Annotated in this window: 17 protein-coding genes; 9 read left to right on the forward strand and 8 right to left on the reverse strand. The window is 75.3% G+C overall.

The window, feature by feature from the left end; all coding sequences use genetic code 11:
• Positions 1-186: 186 nt before the first annotated feature.
• Positions 187-1,206, reverse strand: coding sequence for an SCO1860 family LAETG-anchored protein (locus ACFZCF_RS00325; protein WP_391283643.1), 1,020 nt, complete (start codon positions 1,204-1,206; stop codon positions 187-189).
• A gap of 276 nt (positions 1,207-1,482) precedes the next feature.
• Positions 1,483-2,202, reverse strand: a complete 720-nt coding sequence (locus ACFZCF_RS00330) for an SIP domain-containing protein (RefSeq protein WP_391283645.1) — start codon at positions 2,200-2,202, stop codon at positions 1,483-1,485.
• A gap of 103 nt (positions 2,203-2,305) precedes the next feature.
• On the opposite strand from ACFZCF_RS00330, the gene ACFZCF_RS00335 reads away from it, so the two are divergent.
• A complete protein-coding gene (locus tag ACFZCF_RS00335; protein ID WP_391283647.1) occupies positions 2,306-4,411 on the forward strand; it encodes a penicillin acylase family protein in 2,106 nt (701 codons plus the stop codon).
• On the forward strand, positions 4,408-4,971 hold the full coding sequence (locus tag ACFZCF_RS00340) for a GNAT family N-acetyltransferase (RefSeq protein WP_388439176.1): 564 nt from the start codon (positions 4,408-4,410) through the stop codon (positions 4,969-4,971). Before ACFZCF_RS00335 ends, ACFZCF_RS00340 begins: the two co-directional genes overlap by 4 nt.
• A 29-nt stretch (positions 4,972-5,000) precedes the next feature.
• Here ACFZCF_RS00340 and ACFZCF_RS00345 read toward each other — a convergent pair whose 3' ends face one another.
• Both ACFZCF_RS00345 and ACFZCF_RS00350 read right to left on the reverse strand, forming a co-directional pair.
• On the reverse strand, positions 5,001-5,138 hold the full coding sequence (locus ACFZCF_RS00345; RefSeq protein WP_388439179.1) for a hypothetical protein: 138 nt from the start codon (positions 5,136-5,138) through the stop codon (positions 5,001-5,003).
• A gap of 149 nt (positions 5,139-5,287) precedes the next feature.
• Positions 5,288-6,373 (reverse strand): amidohydrolase family protein, encoded by a 1,086-nt coding sequence (locus ACFZCF_RS00350; RefSeq protein WP_391283650.1) that lies wholly within the window; start codon positions 6,371-6,373, stop codon positions 5,288-5,290.
• A 101-nt stretch (positions 6,374-6,474) separates the two neighbouring features.
• Between ACFZCF_RS00350 and ACFZCF_RS00355 the strand changes: the two genes are divergently transcribed.
• Positions 6,475-7,572: an aminotransferase class V-fold PLP-dependent enzyme gene (locus ACFZCF_RS00355; RefSeq protein ID WP_391284738.1), complete on the forward strand. Its 1,098-nt coding sequence runs from the start codon at positions 6,475-6,477 to the stop codon at positions 7,570-7,572.
• Positions 7,573-7,639: 67 nt separating this feature from the next.
• Here the strand turns inward: ACFZCF_RS00355 and ACFZCF_RS00360 are convergent, their stop codons facing one another.
• Positions 7,640-8,710: an alkene reductase gene (locus ACFZCF_RS00360; protein WP_388439184.1), complete on the reverse strand. Its 1,071-nt coding sequence runs from the start codon at positions 8,708-8,710 to the stop codon at positions 7,640-7,642.
• A 132-nt stretch (positions 8,711-8,842) separates the two neighbouring features.
• Here ACFZCF_RS00360 and ACFZCF_RS00365 point away from each other — a divergent pair, with 132 nt between their 5' ends.
• A complete protein-coding gene (locus tag ACFZCF_RS00365) occupies positions 8,843-9,346 on the forward strand; it encodes a MarR family winged helix-turn-helix transcriptional regulator (RefSeq protein WP_388439187.1) in 504 nt (167 codons plus the stop codon).
• Positions 9,347-9,368: 22 nt separating this feature from the next.
• On the opposite strand, the gene ACFZCF_RS00370 is transcribed toward ACFZCF_RS00365, so the two are convergent.
• The 3 genes from ACFZCF_RS00370 to ACFZCF_RS00380 all read right to left on the reverse strand — a co-directional run bounded on the left by ACFZCF_RS00370 (position 9,369) and on the right by ACFZCF_RS00380 (position 13,142).
• The gene (locus ACFZCF_RS00370) at positions 9,369-10,427 is read right to left on the reverse strand and encodes an aminotransferase class V-fold PLP-dependent enzyme (RefSeq protein ID WP_391283653.1); all 1,059 of its coding nucleotides are present in this window, start codon (positions 10,425-10,427) and stop codon (positions 9,369-9,371) included.
• A gap of 100 nt (positions 10,428-10,527) precedes the next feature.
• Positions 10,528-11,238, reverse strand: coding sequence for a DsbA family oxidoreductase (locus tag ACFZCF_RS00375; RefSeq protein ID WP_388439192.1), 711 nt, complete (start codon positions 11,236-11,238; stop codon positions 10,528-10,530).
• Between the two features lie 410 nt (positions 11,239-11,648).
• Complete coding sequence (locus tag ACFZCF_RS00380) at positions 11,649-13,142, reverse strand: aldehyde dehydrogenase family protein (protein WP_391283654.1); 1,494 nt, start codon at positions 13,140-13,142, stop codon at positions 11,649-11,651.
• Positions 13,143-13,284: 142 nt separating this feature from the next.
• Between ACFZCF_RS00380 and ACFZCF_RS00385 the strand changes: the two genes are divergently transcribed.
• The 5 genes from ACFZCF_RS00385 to ACFZCF_RS00405 all read left to right on the forward strand — a co-directional run bounded on the left by ACFZCF_RS00385 (position 13,285) and on the right by ACFZCF_RS00405 (position 21,607).
• Positions 13,285-14,055, forward strand: coding sequence for an IclR family transcriptional regulator (locus ACFZCF_RS00385; RefSeq protein WP_388439198.1), 771 nt, complete (start codon positions 13,285-13,287; stop codon positions 14,053-14,055).
• A gap of 147 nt (positions 14,056-14,202) precedes the next feature.
• Complete coding sequence (locus ACFZCF_RS00390) at positions 14,203-15,651, forward strand: penicillin-binding transpeptidase domain-containing protein (protein ID WP_391283656.1); 1,449 nt, start codon at positions 14,203-14,205, stop codon at positions 15,649-15,651.
• A 154-nt stretch (positions 15,652-15,805) separates the two neighbouring features.
• A complete protein-coding gene (locus ACFZCF_RS00395; RefSeq protein ID WP_391284740.1) occupies positions 15,806-16,210 on the forward strand; it encodes a hypothetical protein in 405 nt (134 codons plus the stop codon).
• A gap of 580 nt (positions 16,211-16,790) precedes the next feature.
• Positions 16,791-18,821, forward strand: a complete 2,031-nt coding sequence (locus ACFZCF_RS00400; protein WP_391284742.1) for a SpoIIE family protein phosphatase — start codon at positions 16,791-16,793, stop codon at positions 18,819-18,821.
• Positions 18,818-21,607 (forward strand): SpoIIE family protein phosphatase, encoded by a 2,790-nt coding sequence (locus tag ACFZCF_RS00405; protein ID WP_391283658.1) that lies wholly within the window; start codon positions 18,818-18,820, stop codon positions 21,605-21,607. Before ACFZCF_RS00400 ends, ACFZCF_RS00405 begins: the two co-directional genes overlap by 4 nt.

Consider the following 21,607-nt stretch of genomic DNA (forward strand, 5'->3'; position numbering starts at 1 on the left):
CCGGCCCACCACCACTCTTTCCCGCCCGCCCTGGGCCCAGGCCCCCCGGCGGGGGGGCTCACCCGGGCCCCCCCCCGGGGGGGGGCGGGGGGGGGGGGGGCCGGGGGGGGGGGGGGGGTGTCGGGCCGCCCGCCCGCCCCGGGCCGGTTCCCCCTGCGTCCCCCGACGCGTCTCCCCCTCGGGCGGTCAGCCCCGGGCGCGGAAGCGGGTGAGGGCGAGGGCTCCGCCGCCGGCGAGCACGAGGGCGAGGGCTCCGCCCGCGATGTACGGGGTGGCGGAGCTGCCGCCGGTCTCGGCGAGGTTCTGCGTCGGGACGGAGCCGCCGTTCGGCTTGGTCCCGCCGTCGTCCTTCGACTCGGTGGGCTGCGGCGAGGGCTCCTCGGACGGCTGTCCGGTCGGCTCCCGGGTGGGCTCGGCCGTCGGCTTCTCGGTGGGCCTTTCGGTGGGCTTCTCCGTGGGCTTCTCGGTCGGGGTCGGGGCGTCGGGGGTCTCGCAGGTGGCTTCCGCGAGGGTGACCGTGCCCTTGACCTTGGCGACGCCGAGGTTGAGCGGGTTGACCTCCACGTCGAGCTCCAGGGCGGTGGCGGCCGCGGTGCGCGAGGTGGTGCCGGTGCGGGAGAGGTCGAGGGTGATCCGGCCGACGGCGGGCACGTCGAGCTCGGTGCGGCCGCCGGCGGTCAGCGTGATCTTCTTGCCGAGGGCGCGGACGTGGCCGAGGACGTCGGCCTCGGCGACCGGCTTCCTCCCCGTCTCGCAGAGCGCCCTGGCGGTGACCTTCTCGACCTCGATGATGGCGAGGGACGGCAGGCCGGGCACGTGGACGCGGGCCTTGGCGAGGTTGACGTACCCCTCGGCCTTGCGCTCGTCGACGGTGGCGGTGGCGGTGGCGACGTCGGCGGTGAGGATGTCGACGGGCTCGCCGCCCTCCGCACCCCGCACCTTCACGCTGAGCGCGGTCTCGTTCTCGCTCTCGGGCGCCTTGACCTCGTTGAGCGAGGCGCGGACGGGGACCTTCACGGTCTCGCCGAGCAGGGAGACGTCGAGCCCGGTGCGGAGCACGGCGGCGGTGGCGCGGCCCTCGCGGCGCTCTCCGTCCGTCGCCTGCGCGGCGGGCGCCGCGAGGAGGACCGGACCGACGGCCAGGGCGACGACGGCCGCGGCGGCCGCGGTGCGGCGGACGGGCGCACGGAAGGTGTTGCTGTTCAAGGTGGTGGAACCCCCACGGAATGGCATGGCGTCGCCGGCCGCTCGCCACGGGGACGGCGGCTTCGCGCGGCTGCGGCGACTTGGGACACCGGAATCTTTACGCACGGAGAGTGAACCCACAGTCGCCTGACGTGAGTTCACTCCAAAGGGGGGTTTCCGTGTTCATTTTCGAATTTTTTCGACCCAACCGTTTGCAGGAGCCCCTTGGGTCGCGCAAGAAAACGATCCGCGCCCCGGTGGGGTCACGGATCGTCAACGTCACGCCGAGGGGGCGGTTCAGCTGGGGCGCCAGTAGCCGAGTGCGTGGACCCGCTCCTTGGGCAGGGCGAGCTCCTTGCGGACGTACCCGGAGAGGGCGCGGGTGGTCGCGGTGTCGCAGGCGATCCACACGTACGCCTCCGGCCCGGCCAGCGCGGGCAGTTCGGCCCTGACCCGCTCGACGAGCGCGGCCCCGGCGCGCTGCCGGGGGATCCGGCGCAGTTCGTGGCGGGCCGGGTCGACGCGGAAGGGCAGCCCCTCGTCGGAGGCGTGCTGGGTCTCGAACCAGATGGTGGCCGGGATGTCCGGGTGGGCGTCCAGCAGCGAGTTGACGGCCGGCAGCGAGGCCGGGTCGCCGATGACGAGGAGCCGCTCGGGACGGGGCTCGGGGGTCTCGAAGCCGGTGCCCTGGAGGGTGGCCTCGACGGTGTCGCCCGGGGCGCAGTAGCGGGCCCAGTGGCTGGCGGGGCCGTCGTGGAGGGCGAACTCCAGGCTGAAGGTGCCGGCGTCCCGGTCCGGGTCGACCAGGGTGTAGGCGCGCTGGTGCGGTTTCCCGGCGTTCGCGAACCAGATCCGGACCCACATCGTGGGGTGCACCCCGGCGGCGGCGAGCAGCCCGCCGTCCGAGAAGTGGACCCGCCGGTAGTCCTCGGTGACCTGCTCGGCCCCCGTGACGGTGAACGTGAAGTCCTTGGCGCCCATCAGCTTCAGGACGGCGCCCTGCCACCCGTGCCCCACCGCGCGCTCCTCCCCCGGACCCATGGGTTACCTTGGGTCGACGATCAATTTAGGTCAGCCTAACCTAACGGCATCGGAAAGCACACGGACGGGATCGGTAAGGGTGAGCATCGAGGTCTACCGGGACGCCTACGGCGTCCCCCATCTGCGCGCGGCGGACCCGGAGGAACTGGCCTTCGCGCAGGGCCGGGTGACCGCCCTGGACCGCGCCTGGCAGCTGGAGGTCGAGCGCCACCGGGCCCGCGGCACCAGTGCCGCCTTCCTCGGCGCCGCCGAGGCCGGCTGGGACGCCTTCGTCCGCCGGGCCCGGCTCGCCGACACCGCGCGCCGCTGCCTGGCGCGCCTGGAGGAGCACGACCCGGAGACCGCGGACTGGGTGCGGGCGTACGCGGACGGGGTCAACGACGGCCTCGCCGAAGGGGCCCGCCGTGCCCCCGAGTTCGCCGCCACCGGGCTCGCCCCCGGCCGCTGGGAGGCGTGGACGCCGCTGGCCGTCTGGCTCTCCACCCACATCCTCTTCGCGGGCTTCCCGACGAAGCTGTGGCGCGAGCAGGTGGCCACCGCCCTCGGCGAGGAGTGGACCGAGCTGTTCGCCGCCGACGGGCCGGCCACGGCCGGGTCCAACGGCTGGCTGGTGGCCGGGGAGCGGACCGCGAGCGGCGCCGCCCTGGTGGCCGGCGACCCGCACCGCTTCATCGAGGCGCCCGGCGTCTACCAGCAGATCCGGCTCGCCTGCCCCGCGTACGACGTCGTCGGCCTCGCCGTGCCCGGCGTCCCGGGTCTCGCCCACTTCGGGCACGCCGGCCCGGTCGCCTGGGCCATCACCAACGCGATGGCCGACTACCAGGACCTCTACCGGGAGCGGCTGCGGCGCACCGCGACCGGCGGTGTGGAGGCGTACGGCCCCGAGGGCTGGCGCCCGGCCGCCGCGCACACCGAGACGGTCGAGGTCGCCGGCGGCGAGCCGGTGCTCGTCGAGGTGGTCGAGACACCGCGCGGCCCGGTGATCACCGGCGAGGAGCCGGCCGGGACCGGCGGCGAGTGGGAGGGCCTGAGCCTGCGGTACGTGCCCCGGGTCACCGGCCGACTGGGCTTCGAGGCCCTGCCGCGCCTGCTCGCCGCCCGTACCGTCGCCGACGTCGACGCGGCGCTCGACACGTGGGTGGAGCCGGTGAACGTGGTGCTCGCCGCCGACACCGACGGCGGGCTGCTGCACCGGGTCGCCGGACACGTCCCCGTCCGCGACCGGGCCAACTCCCTGCGCCCCGTGCCCGCCTGGGAGCCGGCGCACGCCTGGGGGCCGGAGCCCGCGCCGCTGCCGCGCGCCGACGTGACGGACGGGTACGCGGTGATGGCCAACGCCCGCGGCCTCGCCGCGCCGCTCGGCGTCGAGTTCGCGCCCCCGCACCGCGCCGACCGCATCGCCGAGCTCCTCGCCGCGTCCGCCGACTGGACCCCGGAGAACACGACCGCCGTCCACCGCGACACCGACAACCGCGCGGCGGCCCGCCTGATGGCCGCCGTCGGGGCGGCGGACGGCGGACCCTCCGGCGACGACGCCCCCGGCGGCCTCACCCCCGCCGCCCGGAAGGTCCGGGAGCGGCTGCTCGCCTGGGACCGGCGGATGGACGCCGACAGCGCCGACGCGGGGCTCTACGCGGCCGTGCGGGGCGCGGTCGTGCGGCGGCTCGCCGCGCACGACACCTTCGCGGGCCTGCGCGAACCCGCCCCGTACCCCGAGGTGTTCCGCCCCTGGCTGTACCTCGGGCCGCGGGTCGGCCTCGCCCTGGAGACGCTCCTGGTGGCGGGTCCCGTGCCGGCCGCGGACGTGGCGCGGATCGTGCGCGAGGCGCTGGAGGAGGTCGCCGCGGGCGAACCGCCGGCCGTCTGGGGGGCCACGCACCGGCTCGCACCCTGGCAGGCGCTGCCCCACCCGGACGACGACCGGTGGCCGGGTCTCGGCGGCGACCACGACTGCGTGCTCTCCGTCTCCAGCGTCCCCGGCTACACCGACCGCGGCGCCCGGGCGTCGGCCGCCCGCTACGTGTGGGACCTCGCCGACCGCGGACGCAGCGGTTGGATCGTGCCGTTCGGCGCCTCGGGCGTCGCGGGCGACCCGCACCACGAAGACCAACTCCCCCTGTGGCTGCGGGGCGAGCTCGCCCCCGTCACCACCGACTGGAACCGCCTCACCAAGGAGCAGGGATGACCACGCCCGTCTACGTCCACACCGTCGAGGGCCTCGGCACCGTCGCCGTCCGACCGATCGCCCCGGACGCGGACGCCCCGCTCGTCCACGCGTGGGTCAACGAGGAGCGGGCCCGCTTCTGGGGCATGAACGGCACCACCGTCGAGCAGGTCAGGGACATCTACGCGCACCTGGACTCGCTCACCACCCACCACGGGTTCATCGTGGAGCTCGACGGGGAGCCGGTGTCGGTCTTCCAGACCTACGACCCGGCGGCCGACCGGGTCGGCGAGTGCTACGAGGTCGAGGAGGGCGACATCGGCTGCCACCTCTTCCTCGCGCCGAGCTCCGCCCCGTCCCCCGGCTTCACCGGCGGGCTGCTCTCCGCGCTCGTCGCCTTCTGCCACCGCGACCACACCCGGATCGTGGTGGAACCGGACGCCGCGAACGAGAAGGCCGTCGCCCGCCTGACGCGGGCCGGCTTCGAACTGGGCCCGGAGGTGGTCCTCCCCGAGGTCGACCTGCCGGAGGTCTTCATCCCGGAGAAGCGCGCCCGGCTGGCCTTCCTCCGCCGGGGCTGACCCGCAGGGCGGAGGAGGGCGGGCGCCGACTAGTTCTGCTGGCAGTAGAAGACGCCGGCGCCGTCGAACCACCACTCGCAGGTGTTCGCGTGGCTCGTGCCGGCGAGACCGAGGGTGGCGAGCGCGGTCAGCGCCAGAACGGTGAGGGTCTTGCGCACGGTCGACATGGTTCCTCCCGGAGACGGACGGACGGTGCCCGTCTCCGTAGGCGCGGAAGCCCCGCCACCGGGAGAGCCGTTTCCGCCGACGGGATCCGGCCGTCCGCCGGGCGCGGCGTCCGGCCCGGCCGGGTCCCTGCGCGAGGACCCGGTCGGCCCTACGCCAGGACCCGGCCGCTGACGACGACCCGGCGCGGTGCCGCCAGGACGCGGACGTCCGCGCGCGGGTCCTCGTCGTAGACGACGAGGTCGGCGGGGGCGCCCTCCTCCAGGGCGGGGCGGCCCAGCCAGGCCCTGGCCCCCCAGGTCGTGGCGGAGAGCGCGTCGAGGGCGGGGATGCCGGCCTTCGTCAGCTCCTCGACCTCCTCGGCCACCAGGCCGTGGGCGAGGGAGCCGCCCGCGTCGGTGCCGACGAAGACCGGGATCCCGGCGTCGAAGGCGGCGCGGACGGTGTCGTACCGGCGCTCGTGCAGCCGGCGCATATGGGCCGACCAGCGGGGGAACTTGGCCTCGCCGCCGTCCGCGAGGTGCGGGAAGGTCGCGATGTTGATCAGGGTCGGCACGATGGCCACCCCGCGCTCGGCGAAGAGCGGGATCGTCTCCTCGGTCAGGCCCGTGGCGTGCTCGACGCAGTCGATGCCCGCCTCGACGAGGTCGCGCAGCGAGTCCTCGGCGAAGCAGTGCGCGGTGACCCGGGCGCCGAGCCGGTGCGCCTCGGCGATGGCCGCCTCGACCTCGGCACGCGGCCAGGAGGGGGCGAGGTCGCCGACCTCGCGGTCGATCCAGTCGCCGACCAGCTTGACCCAGCCGTCGCCGCGCCGCGCCTCCCGGCCCACGTACTCCACCAGGTCGGCGGGCTCGATCTCGTGGGCGTAGTTGCGGATGTAGCGGCGGGTGCGGGCGATGTGCCGGCCCGCCCGGATGATCTTCGGCAGGTCCTCCCGCCCGTCGATCCAGCGGGTGTCGGAGGGCGAGCCGGCGTCCCGGATGAGCAGCGTCCCGGCATCCCGGTCGGTGAGCGCCTGCTTCTCGGCGGTGTCCTGGTCGACCGGTCCGTGCCGGTCGAGCCCGACGTGGCAGTGCGCGTCGACGAGCCCGGGCAGCGCCCACCCCCGGACGACGACGGCCTCGCCGGCGGGCCGCTCGAAGGTGATCCGCCCGTCCACGCACCAGAGTTCGTCCCGTACGTCCTCCGGGCCGACGAGCACCCGCCCCTTCACGTGCAACACCTCGTGATCGCTCATGGCTGCACTGTACGACCGCGGGCCGCGGGGGCACCGGGGAACGGTGGGCGTACGCTGGCCACCGGCCGTACCACCGACCCCGAGAAGGCACCACCGTGACCGTGACGCATCCGCTGCTCGACCTGGCCCCGATGACCGCCGCGCACTTCGCGTCGATCGAGCGGCGGGTCGCCGCGCTGCTCTCCACCGAGCAGGACGTGGTGATCACGCAGGGCGAGGCGCTGCTGCCCCTGGAGGGGTGCATCCGCAGCGGGGCGCGGGCCGGTTCGACCGCGCTGAACGTGGTCACCGGTCCGTACGGGCAGACCTTCGGGAACTGGCTGCGCGACTGCGGGGCGACCGTGGTCGACCTGGCCGTCCCCTTCCACACGGCGGTCACCGCCGAGCAGGTGGAGCGGGCACTCGCCGAGCACCCGGAGATCGACTTCGTCTCGCTGGTGCACGCGGAGGCCGCCACCGGCAACACCAACCCGGTCGCGGAGATCGGCGAGGTCGTGCGCGCCCACGGCGCGCTGTTCTACCTGGACGCGGTGGCCTCGATCGGCGCCGAGCCGGTGCTGCCGGACGCCTGGGGCGTCGACATGTGCATCATCGGCGCGCAGAAGGCCATGGGCGGCCCGGCCGGCATCTCGGCGGTGTCGGTGAGCGAGCGGGCGTGGGAGCGCTTCGCCGCCAACCCGGCCGCTCCGCGCCGCTCGTACCTCTCCCTCCTGGACTGGAAGGAGCGCTGGATCGACGGCGGCCGCAAGGCGCTGCTCCACGCCCCGGCGCAGCTGGAGATGCTGGCGCTCGAAGCGTGCGTGGAGCGGATCGAGGCGGAGGGCCTGGACGCGCTGATGGCCCGGCACGCCTCGGCCGCGGCGGCGACCCGGGCGGGTGCGCTCGCGCTGGGCGGCGGCCTGGAGCCGTACGTGCACGAGGCGAGGGACGCGGCGCCGGTGGCGACGACGCTGCGGGTCCCGGCCGGGATCGACGCCTCCGAGCTGGTGGCGAAGGCGCTGTCCGCCGACCCGTCGCTGCCCGTCATCGCCGGCGGCGGCGCGCTGGCGAAGGAGATGGTCCGGGTGAACCACTACGGGCCCGACGCGACGCCGAACGCGGTGCAGTCCTCGCTGGCCGCGCTCGGCGCGGTGCTGGGCGAGGCGGGCCTGGCGGTGGATCTGGAGGGCGCGCGCCGGGCGGTCACCGCGGCCTGGTAGGGCGGCACCACGCGTGCGGAGGGGCGGGGTCCGGGGTGTCCGGGCCCCGCCCCTCCGGCGTGTGCGCTCAGAGGGCGGGGTAGTCGACGTAACCCTGGGGGCCGCCGGCGTACATGGTGGCGGGGTCGGGGGTGGCGTAGGGGCCGCCGGCCTTCAGGCGGGCGGGCAGGTCGGGGTTGGCGATGAAGAGCCGGCCGTAGGCGACGAGGTCGGTGGTGCCGTCCTCGACCAGGGCGAGGGACTCGGCGCCGGTCGGGTCGGCGCCGGTGGCCGGGTTGAGGATGAAGGTACCGGAGAAGCGCTTGCGCAGGTCGAGGACGAGCGGGCGCCGCTCGGGAGCGGTCTCCAGGACGTGGAGGTAGGCGATGCCGACGGGCTCGATCGCGTCGAGCAGCGCGGGGTAGAGCTCCTCGGTGTCGGCCTCGGCGATGTCGTTGAGGGTGTTGGCCGGGGAGACGCGCAGGCCGGTGCGCTCGGGGCCGATCTCGGCGGCGACGGCCTTGACGACCTCGACGGCGAAGCGGATGCGGTTCTCGACGGGGCCGCCCCACTCGTCGGTGCGGTGGTTGGAGCCGGAGGCGAGGAACTGATGGATCAGGTAGCCGTTGGCGCCGTGGATCTCGACGCCGTCGAAGCCGGCCTCGACGGCGTTGCGGGCGGCGGCGGCGAAGCCGGCGACCGCCTCGTGGACCTGGTCGCCGGTGAGCTCGCGGGGAACGGGGAAGTCCTTGGGGCCCTCGTGGGTGTAGACCTGCCCGGCGGCGGCGACCGCGGAGGGGCCGACGGGGTGGAGGTCTCCGTCGAGGAGGTCGGGGTGGCCGATCCGGCCGGCGTGCATGAGCTGGGCGAAGATCCGGCCGCCGCGCTCGTGGACGGCGTCGGTGACCTCGCGCCAGGCGGCGATCTGCTCGCGGCTGTGCAGACCGGGGGTGTTGGGATAGCCCTGGCCTTCGGCGACCGGCTGGATGCCCTCGCTGATGATCAGACCGGCGGAGGCGCGCTGGGCGTAGTACTCGGCGACGATCGCCGGCGGGGTGCGGTCCTGGCCGTTCGCGCGGCTGCGGGTCATGGGGGCCATGGCGATCCGGTTGGCGAGGCGGGTGCCGGCGAGGTCGACGGGGTCGAAGGCGGTGGTCATGGCGGTCTCCCGGATTAATATGTGGTCGGCCAATCATTAGGTCCGACGCCACTGTACGCATTAGTTGGCCAGCCAAGCAAATGTCGGTGCGCGGTACGCTGAGGAAGGTAGAGCCGCACCGAGGAGCCCCTGATGACCGCAGTCGAGCCCGCCTGCACCGAGCAGCTGCCGTCCGCCGCGCGCGGCGGCCCGGTCGGCATGACCCTCGCCCGGGTCTCGCGGGCGCACCGGATCGCCATGGGGCGGCGGCTGCGCGAGCTCGGGCTCTACCCGGGCCAGGAGCTGATGATGATGCGGCTGTGGGACGGCGGGGCGGCCCGCCAGTCGGAGCTGATCCAGTCGCTCGGGCTCGACCCGTCGACCGTCACGAAGATGCTCCAGCGCCTGGAGCAGTGCGGTTACGTGCGCCGCTCCCCCGACCCCGCCGACCGGCGGGCGGTGCTCGTCGAGGCGACGGAGGAGGGGAAGGCGCTGCGGGCCGGTGTCGAGAACGCCTGGTCCGACCTGGAGGCCGGCTCGCTGGCCGGCCTCGACCCGGCCGAGCGGGCCGAGCTGGCCCGCCTCCTCGGGGTCCTCGCGGAGAACCTGCGCGCGGAGGCGGGCGAGGCGGGCGACTGCCCGCCGGTGAACTGCTGAACTCCCGGACCCCCGGAGGGCTTCAGCCCGCGAGGACGTCCAGGGCGCGGTCGACGTCGGCCGCCGTGTTGTACAGGTGGAACGAGGCCCGGAGGTTGCCGGCGCGGTTCGAGAGCACGACGCCGGCCGCTTCCAGGGCGTCCGCGCGGTGGCCGAGGCCGGGGACGGCGACGACCGGGGAGTCGTCCGCGACCGGCTCGTGCCCGAGGGAGAGCAGTCCGGCGCGGAAGCGGGCGGCGAGCGCCTTGTCGTGGGCCTCGATCCGCTCGACGCCGACCTCCTCCAGGAGGGCCAGGGAGCGGGCCGCGCCGTGGTACGAGAGGAAGGCCGCGGGCTCGTCGAAGCGGCGGGCGGAGCGGGCGAGTTCGCGCACCGGACCGTAGCTGTTGACCCACCGCTCCTCGCCGGTGACCCAGTTCGCGTGGACCGGCAGCAGGCTGTCCTGGGCCTCCTCGGTGACGGTGAGGAAGGAGGCGCCGCGCGGGCAGAGCAGGAACTTGTAGGCGCCGGCCACCGTGTAGTCCCACTCCCCCGCCCGCAGCGGCAGCCAGCCCGCGGACTGGGTGGCGTCGAGGAGGGTGCGGGCCCCGTGGGCCGCGGCGGCGGCGCGGACGGCGGCGAGGTCCGCGGTCCGCCCGTCGGCCGACTGGACGGCGGAGAAGGCGACCAGGGCGGTCTCCGGGCGGACGGACTCGGCGAGCCGCTCCAGGGGCACGAAGCGGACCTTCAGGTCGCCCCGGACGGTGAAGGGCGTGATGAGGGAGGAGAAGTCGCCCTCGGGGAAGAGGATCTCGGCGCCGGCGGGCATCGACTGGGCGATCATCCCGGAGTGGACGCCGACCGAGCTGCCGACCGCGACCCGCTCGGGGGCGACCGAGGCGAGGCGGGCGAAGGTGGCCCGGGCCTCGTCGACGAGGTCGAAGCTGCCGGCGCCGCCCGGCCGCCCGTCGGCGGTCTCCTGGGCCAGGGCGGTGATCGCCTCGACGGTGCGGCGGGGCAGCAGGGCGCAGGCGGAGGTGTTCAGGTAGGTCCGCCGGGGGGCGAACTCGGCGCCGCCGAGCGGCTGATCGAGGGAGTCCATGCCCCTACCCTGGGCTCCCCACGACACCCCGTCAATGCCTTTCGATCATGGGGAGACCCCAAGCACGCCTTATTGCCGCAGGTCAGAGTCGTGGGACCGGTCAGACGCGCGGCGGGACCTCGCAGCCGTCCGGTCCGCAGGCCTCCGCGTCGGCGGCGCCGACCGGCTGGAGGGCGCGGCCCTGCCAGGCCTGCTCCAGGGCCTGCGTGAAGACCTCGGCGGGCTGGCCGCCGGAGACGCCGTAGCGGCGGTCGAGGACGAAGAACGGCACGCCGTTGGCGCCGAGTTCGGCGGCCTCTCGCTCGTCGGCGCGGACGGCGTCGGCATAGGCGGTCCCGTCGGCGAGGACGGCGCGCGCCTCGGCCTCGTCGAGCCCGGCCTCGACGGCGAGCGCCACCAGGGTCTCGTCGTCGAAGACGGAGCGCTCCTCGGCGAAGTTGGCCCGGTAGGCGAGGTCGAGCAGTTCGTTCTGCCGACCGCGGTCCTTGGCGAGGTGGAGCAGCCGGTGGATGTCGAAGGTGTTGCCGTGGTCACGGCCGTCGGCGAGGTACTCCAGACCCTCGGAGTGGGCGTTGGAGGCGACGTGGGCCTCCATGGCGCGGGCCTCGTCGAGCGTCCGGCCGTACTTCTTCGCCAGCATCTCCAGGACGGGCCCGGTGTCGCCCTTGGCGCGGTTCGGGTCGAGCTCGAAGGACCGGTGCACGACCTCGACGTCCTCGCGGTGGGCGAAGGCCGCGAGTCCCTTCTCGAAGCGGGCCTTGCCGATGTAGCACCAGGGGCAGGCGATGTCCGACCAGATCTCGACGCGCATGGCTTTCCTTCTCCGGGGGGGTGGGGCAGTCCTCCGCGCAACGCCATCCCGGTGGATTTCATTCCGCTTTCGCCCGCGAGGGGAGCGCGATGTGAGGCGGAGCACGGGGCCGCGGTCGCGGTCGCGTCCCTCGCGGCCGGGGGGCCGGCGGCGCGGACCCTGGCGCGGTCGCGTTCCGTGCGGCCGAGGGCCCGGCGGCGCGGGCCGTCGCCGCCCGGCCCCCACGGTGCCCTCGCGGTGGCGGCGACCCGTCGCCGGGTTCCTCGGGGCCGGAGCTCGGAAAGGGCTCCCCCGCGCCGGCGATCACCCAGATCCCGGACGGGCGGGAGGGGATCGCCGGCGCCCACCGGCCCTGGAGTCGCGCGCCCGCGCCGGGAGGAGCGCGGTGCGGGTCGCGCGCGGGCGGCGGGTCAGCCGCGGGGGACGGCCGGCGGGTTGTCGTCGCGCAGCTCCGGCGGGAGAAGGTGCTGCGGGGTGGACTGGTAGGCGATCGGCCGGAGCCAGCGCTCGATGGCGGTGGCGCCGACCGAGGTCGCGGTGGAGGTGGTCGCCGGGTAGGGGCCGCCGTGGTGCTGGGCGGCGGCGACGGCCACGCCGGTGGGCCAGCCGCCGACGAGGACGCGGCCGGCGAGCGGGGTGAGCGCGGCGAGCAGGCCGGGGGCGGCGGGGTCCTCCTCGGCGCAGTGCAGGGTGGCCGTGAGATTGCCCGGCAGCCGGCCGAGGACGGCGGTGATCTCCGTCTCGTCGGCGTAGCGGGCGACGACGGTGACCGGGCCGAAGCACTCCTCCAGGAGGAGGGCGTGCTCGCCGGCGGCGAGCCGGGCCGCGTCGACGGTCAGGACGCCGGGGGTGACGGTGTGCTCGTCGGCGGCGCCGGGGACGACGGGGGCCTCGACGCCGTCGAGGGCGGCCCGCTCGGCTACGCCGTCGACGAAGGCGGCCCGCATCCGGTGGTCGAGCAGCACGGCGGCGCCGGCCCGGGCGACGCCCTCGGTGAGCGCGGCGAGGAAGCGGTCGCCGTCGGGCCCGGCCGGGGCGAGGACGAAGCCGGGCTTGGTGCAGAACTGGCCCGCGCCCAGGGTCATGGAGCCGGCCAGGCCCGCGCCGGTCTCCTCGGCCCGCTCGGCGAGCGCGCCGGGGGTGATGACGACCGGATTGAGGGAGCCGAGCTCGCCGTGGAAGGGGATCGGCACGGGGCGGGCGACGGCGGCGTCGAAGAGCGCCCGGCCGCCGCGGACGGAACCGGTGAAGCCGGCGGCCGCGACCAGCGGGTGGCGCACCAGCTCGACGCCCGCGTCGAAGCCGTGCACCAGGACGACGACGTCCTCGGGCAGCCCGGCCTTGGCCGCGGCGCGCCGCAGCAGGGCGGCGGTCAGCTCGGAGGTGGCCGGGTGGCCGGGGTGGGCCTTGACGACGACGGGGCAGCCGGCGGCGAGGGCGCTGGCGGTGTCGCCGCCGGGGACGGAGAAGGCGAGCGGGAAGTTGCTGGCCGCGTAGACGGCGACGACGCCGAGCGGGATCTTCCAGCGGCGCAGGTCGGGACGGGGCGGCACGGCCGACGGGTCGGGCAGGTCGATGCGCACGTCGAGGTAGGCGCCGTCCTCGACGACCGCGGCGAAGGCACGGAGCTGGCCGCTGGTGCGGGCGAGCTCGCCGGTGAGCCGGGGGGACCCGAGGGCGGTCTCGGCGTCGGCGGTGGCGACGACCTCGTCGACGGAGGCGTCGAGGAGGTCGGCGGCGGTCCTGAGGAAGGCGGCGCGGACCGCGCGGTCGGCGAGGGCCTCCCGGGTGGCGTGCGCGGCGCGGACCGCGCGGTCGACGTCGGCGGCCGTGGCCTCCGTGCCGACCTGCTCGCGAGGCTTCCCCGTCCGGGGGTCCACACTCCACACTGCTGCTGCCGACACGACCACACCCCTGTTCACTATGATGAACGCTGTTCTTGTGCATGAACGCTGCAGGGTGGACTCTAGGGACGCCACCGGCGTTCCCACAAGGTCGTCCGGGAGACAGCGGGTCGTCCGGAAGTCCGGCGAGAAGGGCGGGGACATGGCGGGTGCCGACGCGAACGGTGCGCAGGTGAAGTCCGCGGTGCGGACGGTGGAGCTCCTGGAGTTCTTCGCCGGCCGGCCCGGGATGCACACCCTGGCCGCCGTGCAGGAGACCATGGGATACCCCAAGTCCAGCCTGTACATGCTGCTGCGCACCCTGGTCGACCTGGGCTGGGTGGAGACCGACGCCACCGGCACCCGGTACGGCATCGGCGTCCGCGCGCTGCTGGTGGGGACCTCGTACATCGACGGCGACGAGGTCGTGGCGGCCTCCCGCGTCACCCTCGACCGGCTCTCCGACGACACCACCGAGACCGTGCACCTCGCCCGGCTCGACGGCACCAGCGTGGTGTACCTGGCCACCCGCCAGTCCCAGCACCACCTGCGCCCCTTCACCCGGGTCGGCCGGCGGCTCCCCGCGCACTCGACTGCGCTCGGCAAGGCGCTGCTCGCCGGCCACGACGACGCGGAGGTGCGGGAGCTGCTCCCGAAGGAGCTGCCGTCGGTGACCGAGCACACGATCACCGACCGGGAGCGGCTGATCGAGGAGCTGGCGCGGGTCCGGGAGCTCGGGTACGCGGTGGACCGCGAGGAGAACACCCTGGGGCTGCGCTGCTTCGCGGTGGCGATCCCCTACCGCTCCCCGGCCCGGGACGCGCTGAGCTGCTCGGTGCCGGCCGCCCGGCTGACCCCGGCGCACGAGCAGCTGATCAAGGACGCGCTCTTCGACGCGCGCGACCGGCTGACGCTGGCGACGCGGCGGCTGTGACGGCGGTCCCCGCCACGGACGCCGATCCCCGCCACGGCGGTCCCCGCCGCCGTAGCCCGACGCCCGGTTTCTCCCGGATGAACGTTTCCTGAGAATCGGGCCGCGCCCGGAACGCCTGCCACCGTCCCGTTCGTCCCTCCAGGTGCCATGAACAAGACGATCAGGCGCACCTCGGTCTTCGCGCTGCTCCTCGTGCTCGCCCTCCTGGGCCGGGCCACCTGGGTGCAGGCGTACGAGGGCAAGGCGCTCGCGAACGACAGCAAGAACCGGCGGAAGACCATCGCGCAGTACGCGCAGCCGCTCGGGAACATCGTGGTGGCCGGTTCGCCGGTCACCGGTTCGAAGCGGACCGAGAGCGGTGATCTCGCGTACGAGCGCAGTTACACGGACGGCGAGCTGTACGCGGCGGTCACCGGCTACAGCTCGCAGGCGTACGGCGCCACCCAGCTGGAGGGCATCTACGCCGACGTCCTGGACGGCACCGACGACCGGCTGAAGAACCCGGTGGACGCGGTCACCCGCAAGCAGCAGGAGCCGGGTGCCGTCGTCACCACGATCGATCCGGCGGTGCAGAAGGCCGGCTACGAGGCGCTCGGGAGGAAGAAGGGCGCGGCCGTCGCCATCGACCCGGTGAGCGGCCGGATCCTCGCCATGGTCTCCACGCCCTCCTACGACCCGTCGGACATCGCCGGCACGACCGACGGCGCCGCCTGGAAGAAGCTGACCGAGGACCCCGACAAGCCGCTGGTCAACCGGGCGCTCCGGCAGCCGCTGCCGCCCGGCTCCACCTTCAAGCTGGTCGTCGCGGCCGCCGCCCTGGAGGACGGTCTGTACTCCTCCGTCGACGTGCCGACCGCCAGTCCGCAGCCGTACACCCTGCCGGGCACCAGGACCGTGCTCACCAACGAGAACGCCTCCGCGCCCTGCGAGAACGCCACGATCCGCACCGCGCTCCGCTACTCCTGCAACAACGTCTTCGGCAAGATGGCCGCCGATCTGGGCCAGGACAAGGTGAAGGCGATGGCGGAGAAGTTCGGCTTCGGCGACGACGAGCTGGACGTGCCGGTCCGCGCCTACACGAGCGTCTACCCGTCCGGGATGGACCGGGCGCAGACCGCGCTCACCGGCATCGGCCAGTTCGACGTGACCGCCACCCCGCTGCAGATGGCCATGGTCTCGGCGGCGATCGCCAACGACGGGCGGCTCGCCGCCCCGCACATGGTCTCCGAGGTCGTCGACGCCGACGGGGACGCGCTCCGGTCCTTCGAGGACGGCGACGCCACCCGGATCGTCTCCTCCGCCACCGCCGCGCAGCTGCGCAGCGCGATGGTGACGGTGGTGGAGCAGGGCACCGGCAGCAACGCGGCGATCGCCGGGGCGGAGGTCGGCGGCAAGACGGGCACGGCGCAGCACGGCGAGAACAACAGCAAGACGCCGTACGCCTGGTTCACGTCCTACGCCAAGGACCCGTCGACCGGGAAGCAGGTGGCGGTGGCCGTGATGATCGAGGACTCGGGCGCGGCCCGCTCCGAGGTCAGCGGCAACGGCCTGGCGGCGCCGGTGGCGCAGAAGATGATGGCGGCGGCCCTGAAGTGACGTTCGCGGGGGCCGGATTGGCCCCCGCGGCCTCCGGTGCGATAGGCAGGGTCCGTTCGAACAGAACACGTGTTCCCGAACTGTCGATCCCGTTCCGCGGAGGACCGTCGTGCGTCGCCTGCACCGCCTGCCCCGTTCGTTCTCCGGCTGGACCATGGCGGTCTTCGGGGTCCTCGCCGCCGCCCTCGGGGTGGTGGGCCTCGTCGCACCGGACGTCCTCCTCACCGCGATGGGCCTCGAGCCGGTGCCGGCCGGCGGGCGGGCGGACGGCGACCACACCCTGGCCTTCCTCACCGCCTCCTCGATGGCCGCGCTCAACATGGGCGTGTACTACGTGCTCGCCGCCCTCGCCGACTGGCGGGCCTTCTTCCGCTGGACGGTCCCCTTCCGCCTGCTGACCTGCGCGGTCTTCACCGCGGCCGTGATCGCGGAGCGGGCCCCGTCCGGCTTCATCGGCGTGGGCCTGTGGGAGGGGTTCGGAGCGGTGGTCACCGGCGCGGCGCTCTGGCGCGAGGACCGGGCCGCGGAGGCCGCGGCCACGGGGCCCTCCCGGGGGTAGGCGCGGGCCCGCGGGAACAGGGCGCTGGGGACCGTCGGAAGGGGGCGGTTGCCCGATCCCGGCGAGGCGGCGCGAGTCTCCGTCCACGCGCTGGTGGCTGACAGGTGCGGCGCCTCCCACTCCCGGCCGTGGCGGTGGCGGACCTCGCCGGGGCGCTGCGCGCCGCCGCCGACCGGGCCACTGACCGGGTCGGACCGTCTCGTGGTGCGTGCCGGGGAACGGCCGGGGAGCATGGGAAGGGACGTGGGCTCGGCGGGAGGAGGGCAGGGTGACGGCCGGTTCCTTCCCGGAGACGGGCACGGGGACGGAGGAGGCACGCACCGCCGCGCCCGGAAACACCCCGCCCGGCACCGGATCTCCCCAGGGAACCCCGGCCGAAGCTCCCCCTGTAACCCCACCCGAAGCCGGGTCCCCGCCGGAAGGCGGCCCCCCGGCCGAAGCTCCCCCTGTAACCCCACCCGAAGCCGGGTCCCCGCCCGAAGCTGCCCCTGGACCCGCGCCGGAAGGCGGATCCGCGCCCGAACCTCCCCCCGGAGCCCCACCCGAAGCCGGAACCCCGCCCGGGGCGGCGTCCGGGACCCTGTTCGGTGCGCGGGGGCTGCTCGACGTGCTCGGGGTGGCGGCCGTGGTGGTGGACGCGGCCGGGCGGATCGTGCTGTGGAGCCCGCAGGCGGAGACCCTCTTCGGGTACCGGGCGGACGAGGCCCTGGGGCAGTACGTGGCCCGGCTGATCGTGGGCGAGGAGCACCGGTCCGAGGCGATGCGGCTCTTCGGCGAGGTGCTGGGGCGCGGCACCACCTGGGCGGGCACCTTCCCCGTACGGCACAAGGACGGGTCGACCCGCCAGGTGGAGTTCCGCAACATGCGGCTCACCGACGACCTGGGGGACCTGTACGCGCTCGGCATCTGCGCCGACCGGACCGTCGTCGCCCGGATGGAGACGGAGCTGGCGCTCTCCGACCGGCTGGTCGACCAGTCGCCGCTGGGCCTCGCGGTCCTCGACACCGAGCTCCGGTACGTCCTGGTCAACCCGGCCCTCGAACGGTTCAACGGGCTCCCGGCCGCCCGGCACCTGGGCCGCAGGCCGTCCGAGGTGCTGCCGGGCATGGACGCGGCGCCGCTGGAGGACGCGGCCCGGCGGGTCCTGGAGACGGGTCGGCCGCTGCTCGACCTCCAGACCATGGGCGCCACCCCGTCGGACCCCGGCGGCGGGCGGCACGCCTGGTCGGTGTCCTTCTACCGCCTGGAGGCGGCCGGCGGCCGGGTCCTCGGCGTGGCGGCCTGGGTGGTCGACGTCACCGAACGGCAGCGGGCCGACGCGGAGGCCGACCGGTCCCGGCGGCGCCTCGCCCTGATCGCGGACGCCTCGGCCCGGGTGGGGACCACCCTGGAGGTGGAGCGGACGGCGGACGAGCTGGCGTCGGTGGTGGTGCCGGCCCTCGCCGACGTGGCCGCCGTCGACGTCCTCGACTCGGTGCTCACCCTGCGGCGGCCCGGCACCCCCGAGCAGGGCCCGGCGCTCTTCCGGGCGCTCGCGGTCAAGGCCGGGCACGACACCGAGGCGCTGGCCGCCGCCGACCCGCCGGGCTCGGTCGCGCTGTACGGCGCCGACCGGCTGGTGACCCGCTGCGTCCACACCGGACGGCCGGTCCTGGTGCCCCGGGTCGGCCCCGAGGACCTGCCACGGATCGCGCGCGGCCCCGAGGCGGCCGACCGGCTGGCGCGGGCCGGGGTCCACTCGTACCTGGCGGTGCCGCTGATCGCGCGCGGCGAGGTGCTCGGGGCGCTCGACCTGAAGCGCGACCGGAACAACCCGCTCCCCTTCGACGCGGACGACGAGCTGCTCGCCGTGGAGCTGGCGGCCCGCGCGGCCGTCAGCATCGACAACGCCCGCTGGTACCAGAGCATGCGGAACGCGGCCGTCACCCTCCAGCGCAGTCTCCTGCCGGGCGATCCGCCCGCCCGCCCCGGTCTGGCGGCGGCGGCCCGCTACCAGCCGGCGCAGGCGTCGAGCGAGGTCGGCGGGGACTGGTACGACGTGATCGCGCTGCCCGACGACCGGACGGCCCTGGTGGTCGGGGACGTGATGGGCAGCGGCATCGAGGCGGCCGCCACCATGGGCCGGCTGCGGACCGCCGTCCGCGCCTTCGCCGACCTCGGCCTCTCCCCCGGGCAGGTGCTCCGCCACCTGGACCGGATCGCGGTCGGCCTGGAGCCGTCCATCGCCACCTGCCTCTTCGCCGTGCACGATCCGGCCCGGCGGCGCTGCCGGATCTCCAACGCCGGCCATCTGCCGCCGGTCCGGCTCCCGGCCGACGGCCCGGCCGAGCTGGTCGCCGTCTCCACCGGCGTCCCGCTGGGCGTCGGTGGGGGCACCTTCCGCACCGTGCGGGTGCCGTTCCTCCCCGGCGACCGGCTGGTGCTGTACACCGACGGACTGATCGAGACCCGGGACGCCCCCATCGACGAACGGCTCGCGCTGCTCGTCCGGCTCGTCGAGGCGACCCGGGAGCTGTCCCTGGAGGAGAGCTGCGACCGGCTGCTGCGGGAGCTGCGCCGCCCCGGCGCCCAGGACGACGTGGCGCTGCTCATCGCCCGGAGCACCGGATGACCGCCCGCCGGGACGGTGCGCGTCCGCCGCGGAACGGCTCCGGGCTGCGGAGCGTCGCCGGGCAGGTCCTCGCGCTCGAGGCGCTGATCGCCCTTCTGGTGATCGTGGCGGCGGTCCTCGTGACCTTCCAGCAGGCCCGCGGGGACGTGCTGCGGGACGCCCGGATCCGGTCGCTGGCGGTGGCGGAGGCCTTCGCGAAGGCGCCCGGTGTGGACGCGGCGCTGACCTCGCCCGATCCGACGGCGGCGCTCCAGGAGCGGGCGGAGCAGACCCGGGTGGCGACCGGGGTGGACTTCGTCGCGGTCCTCGGCCGGGACGGGGTGCGGTACACGGACGTCGAGACCGGGCTGATCGGCCGGCGGGCGACCGGGGACCTGTCCCGGGCGGTGCGGGACGGCGAGTCGTTCACGGAGACCTTCCGCGGCTCGCCGACCGACGCCGTACGGGCGGTGGTGCCGGTGGTCGCCGACGACGGCCGGATCGTCGGCATGGTGACCAGCGGCATCGAGGTGCAGTCGATCAGCGAGGCCGTGCGGGGCCGCCTCGTGGTGCTCCTCGCGGCCGGCGGCGGCGCGCTGCTGCTCGCGGTGGGCGGCGCGGCGCTGGTGTCGCGGCGGCTGCGGCGCCAGACCCACGGCCTGGGCCCGAGCGAGATGACCCGGATGAAGGAGCACCACGAGGCGGTGCTGCACGCGGTCCGGGAGGGCGTGCTGATCGTCGGCGCGGACGGACGGCTGCTGCTCGCCAACGACGAGGCGCGGCGGCTGCTCGACCTGCCGCCGGACGCCGAACGGCGCCCGGTCGCGGAGCTCGGGCTCGATCCCCGTACGGTCGAGCTCCTGGAGTCCGGGCGGACCGCGACGGACGAGGTGCACCGGGCCGGCGACCGGCTGCTCGCGGTGAGCGTGCGGCCCACCGCCCCCGACGGCTCGGGTGCGGGCAGCGTGATGACGATGCGGGACACCACCGAGCTGGCCGCGCTCTCCGGGCGGGCGGCGGTGGCCCGGGGGCGGCTCCAGCTGCTCTACGAGGCGGGGGTGCGGATCGGGACGACCCTGGAGGTGGTGCGGACGGCGGAGGAGCTGGCGGAGGTCGCGGTGCCGCGCTTCGCGGACTTCGCCACGGTGGAGCTGCTGGAACCGGTGCTGCGGGGCGAGGAGCCGCCGCAGGACGCGACGCTGGCGGAGATGCGCAGGACCGCGCTGAGCGGGGTGCGGGAGGAGCAGCCGCTGCAGCCGGTCGGCGAGCTGATCCGCTTCCACGTGCCGAGCACGCCGATGGCGACGGCGCTCGCCGAGGGGCACGCGGTGGTGCAGGCGGAGCTGGCGGCGGCGGACGGCTGGCGGGCGCAGGATCCGGAGGGGGCGGCCGGGGCGCTGGCGTACGGGATGCACTCGCTGCTCACGGTGCCGCTCCTGGCCCGGGACGTGACCCTGGGGATGGCGAACTTCTGGCGGGCGGACACCGCGGAGCCGTTCGGGGAGGACGACCTGGAGTTCGCGGAGGAGCTGGCGGCGCGGGCCGCGGTGGCGATCGACAACGCCCGGCGGTTCACCCGGGAGCACGCGATGGCGGTGACGCTCCAGCGGAGCCTGCTGCCGCGGGTGCTGCCGGAGCTGAACGCGGTGGAGGTGGCGTACCGCTATCTGCCGGCGAAGGCGGGGGTGGGCGGCGACTGGTTCGACGTGATCCCGCTGCCGGGGGCGCGGGTGGCGCTGGTGGTGGGTGACGTGGTGGGGCACGGGCTGCACGCGGCGGCGACGATGGGCCGGCTGCGGACGGCGGTGCACAACTTCTCGACGCTCGACGTGCCGCCGGACGAGATCCTGGGTCATCTGGACGAGCTGACCGGGCGCATCGACGAGGAGGGCGAACCGGCCGCGGGCGGCGACGGCGGCCGGGGGCGGGGTCAGGAGACCATCACCGGCGCGACCTGCCTGTACGCGATCTACGACTCGGCGTCCGGGGTGTGCACGGTGGCGAGCGCCGGCCATCCGGGGCCGGCGGTGGTGGACGCGGAGGGGCGGGTGGAGTTCCCGCCGCTGGCGCCGGGGCTGCCGCTGGGCCTCGGGCTCGGGGACGTGCCGTTCGAGTCGACGGAGCTGCGGCTCGCGGAGGGCGACAAGCTGGTGCTGTTCACGGACGGGCTCCTGGAGGACCAGGGCCGGGACGTGGGGGCGGGACTGCGGCTGCTGCGCCGGACCCTGGAGCGGCCGGCCAGGAGCCCCGAGCAGATCTGCGCGGACGTGCTCGCGACCCTGCTGTCGCCGGCGCCCCGGGACGACATCGCGCTGCTCGTGGCCCGGACCCGGCGGCTCCCGGCGGACCGGATCGCGGAGTGGGAGGTCGCCCGGGACCCGGCGGCGGTGTCGCCGGTGCGGAACGCGGCGTCGGCCAAGCTGACGGAGTGGGGCCTCGACGAGACGGTCTTCGCGGTGGAGCTGATCCTCAGCGAGCTGGTCACCAACGCGGTGCGGTACGGGGCGGACCCGGTGCGGGTGCGTCTGCTGTACGACCGGACGCTGGTGTGCGAGGTGTCGGACGGCAGCAGCACCTCGCCGCATCTGCGGCACGCGGCGGAGACGGACGAGGGCGGCCGGGGGCTCTACCTGGTGGCGCGGTTCGCGGAACGGTGGGGCACGCGGTACGGGCGGCGCGGCAAGACGATCTGGGCGGAGCTCCGGGTCGGGCCGAGCGGTGGGGAGGGCGGTCCTGGGGTCGCCGGTCCGGGTCCCGCCCCGACGGCGCCGCTGGACCTGGACGCCCTGGAGAAGCTGGCCTGGTGA

It is taken from the genome of Streptomyces sp. NPDC007945 (assembly GCF_042958885.1).
Taxonomy (GTDB): domain Bacteria; phylum Actinomycetota; class Actinomycetes; order Streptomycetales; family Streptomycetaceae; genus Streptomyces.

Bases quoted from the DNA above. Each gene is read 5' to 3' on its own strand.
- ACFZCF_RS00405 (WP_391283658.1), top strand. From the start codon at position 18,818: ATGACCGCCCGCCGGGACGGTGCGCGTCCGCCGCGGAACGGCTCCGGG.
- ACFZCF_RS00390 (WP_391283656.1), top strand. From the start codon at position 14,203: ATGAACAAGACGATCAGGCGCACCTCGGTCTTCGCGCTGCTCCTCGTG.
- ACFZCF_RS00365 (WP_388439187.1), top strand. From the start codon at position 8,843: ATGACCGCAGTCGAGCCCGCCTGCACCGAGCAGCTGCCGTCCGCCGCG.
- ACFZCF_RS00345 (WP_388439179.1), bottom strand. From the start codon at position 5,138: ATGTCGACCGTGCGCAAGACCCTCACCGTTCTGGCGCTGACCGCGCTC.
- ACFZCF_RS00385 (WP_388439198.1), top strand. From the start codon at position 13,285: ATGGCGGGTGCCGACGCGAACGGTGCGCAGGTGAAGTCCGCGGTGCGG.
- ACFZCF_RS00340 (WP_388439176.1), top strand. From the start codon at position 4,408: ATGACCACGCCCGTCTACGTCCACACCGTCGAGGGCCTCGGCACCGTC.
- ACFZCF_RS00360 (WP_388439184.1), bottom strand. From the start codon at position 8,710: ATGACCACCGCCTTCGACCCCGTCGACCTCGCCGGCACCCGCCTCGCC.
- ACFZCF_RS00350 (WP_391283650.1), bottom strand. From the start codon at position 6,373: ATGAGCGATCACGAGGTGTTGCACGTGAAGGGGCGGGTGCTCGTCGGC.
- ACFZCF_RS00375 (WP_388439192.1), bottom strand. From the start codon at position 11,238: ATGCGCGTCGAGATCTGGTCGGACATCGCCTGCCCCTGGTGCTACATC.
- ACFZCF_RS00395 (WP_391284740.1), top strand. From the start codon at position 15,806: ATGGCGGTCTTCGGGGTCCTCGCCGCCGCCCTCGGGGTGGTGGGCCTC.
- ACFZCF_RS00370 (WP_391283653.1), bottom strand. From the start codon at position 10,427: ATGGACTCCCTCGATCAGCCGCTCGGCGGCGCCGAGTTCGCCCCCCGG.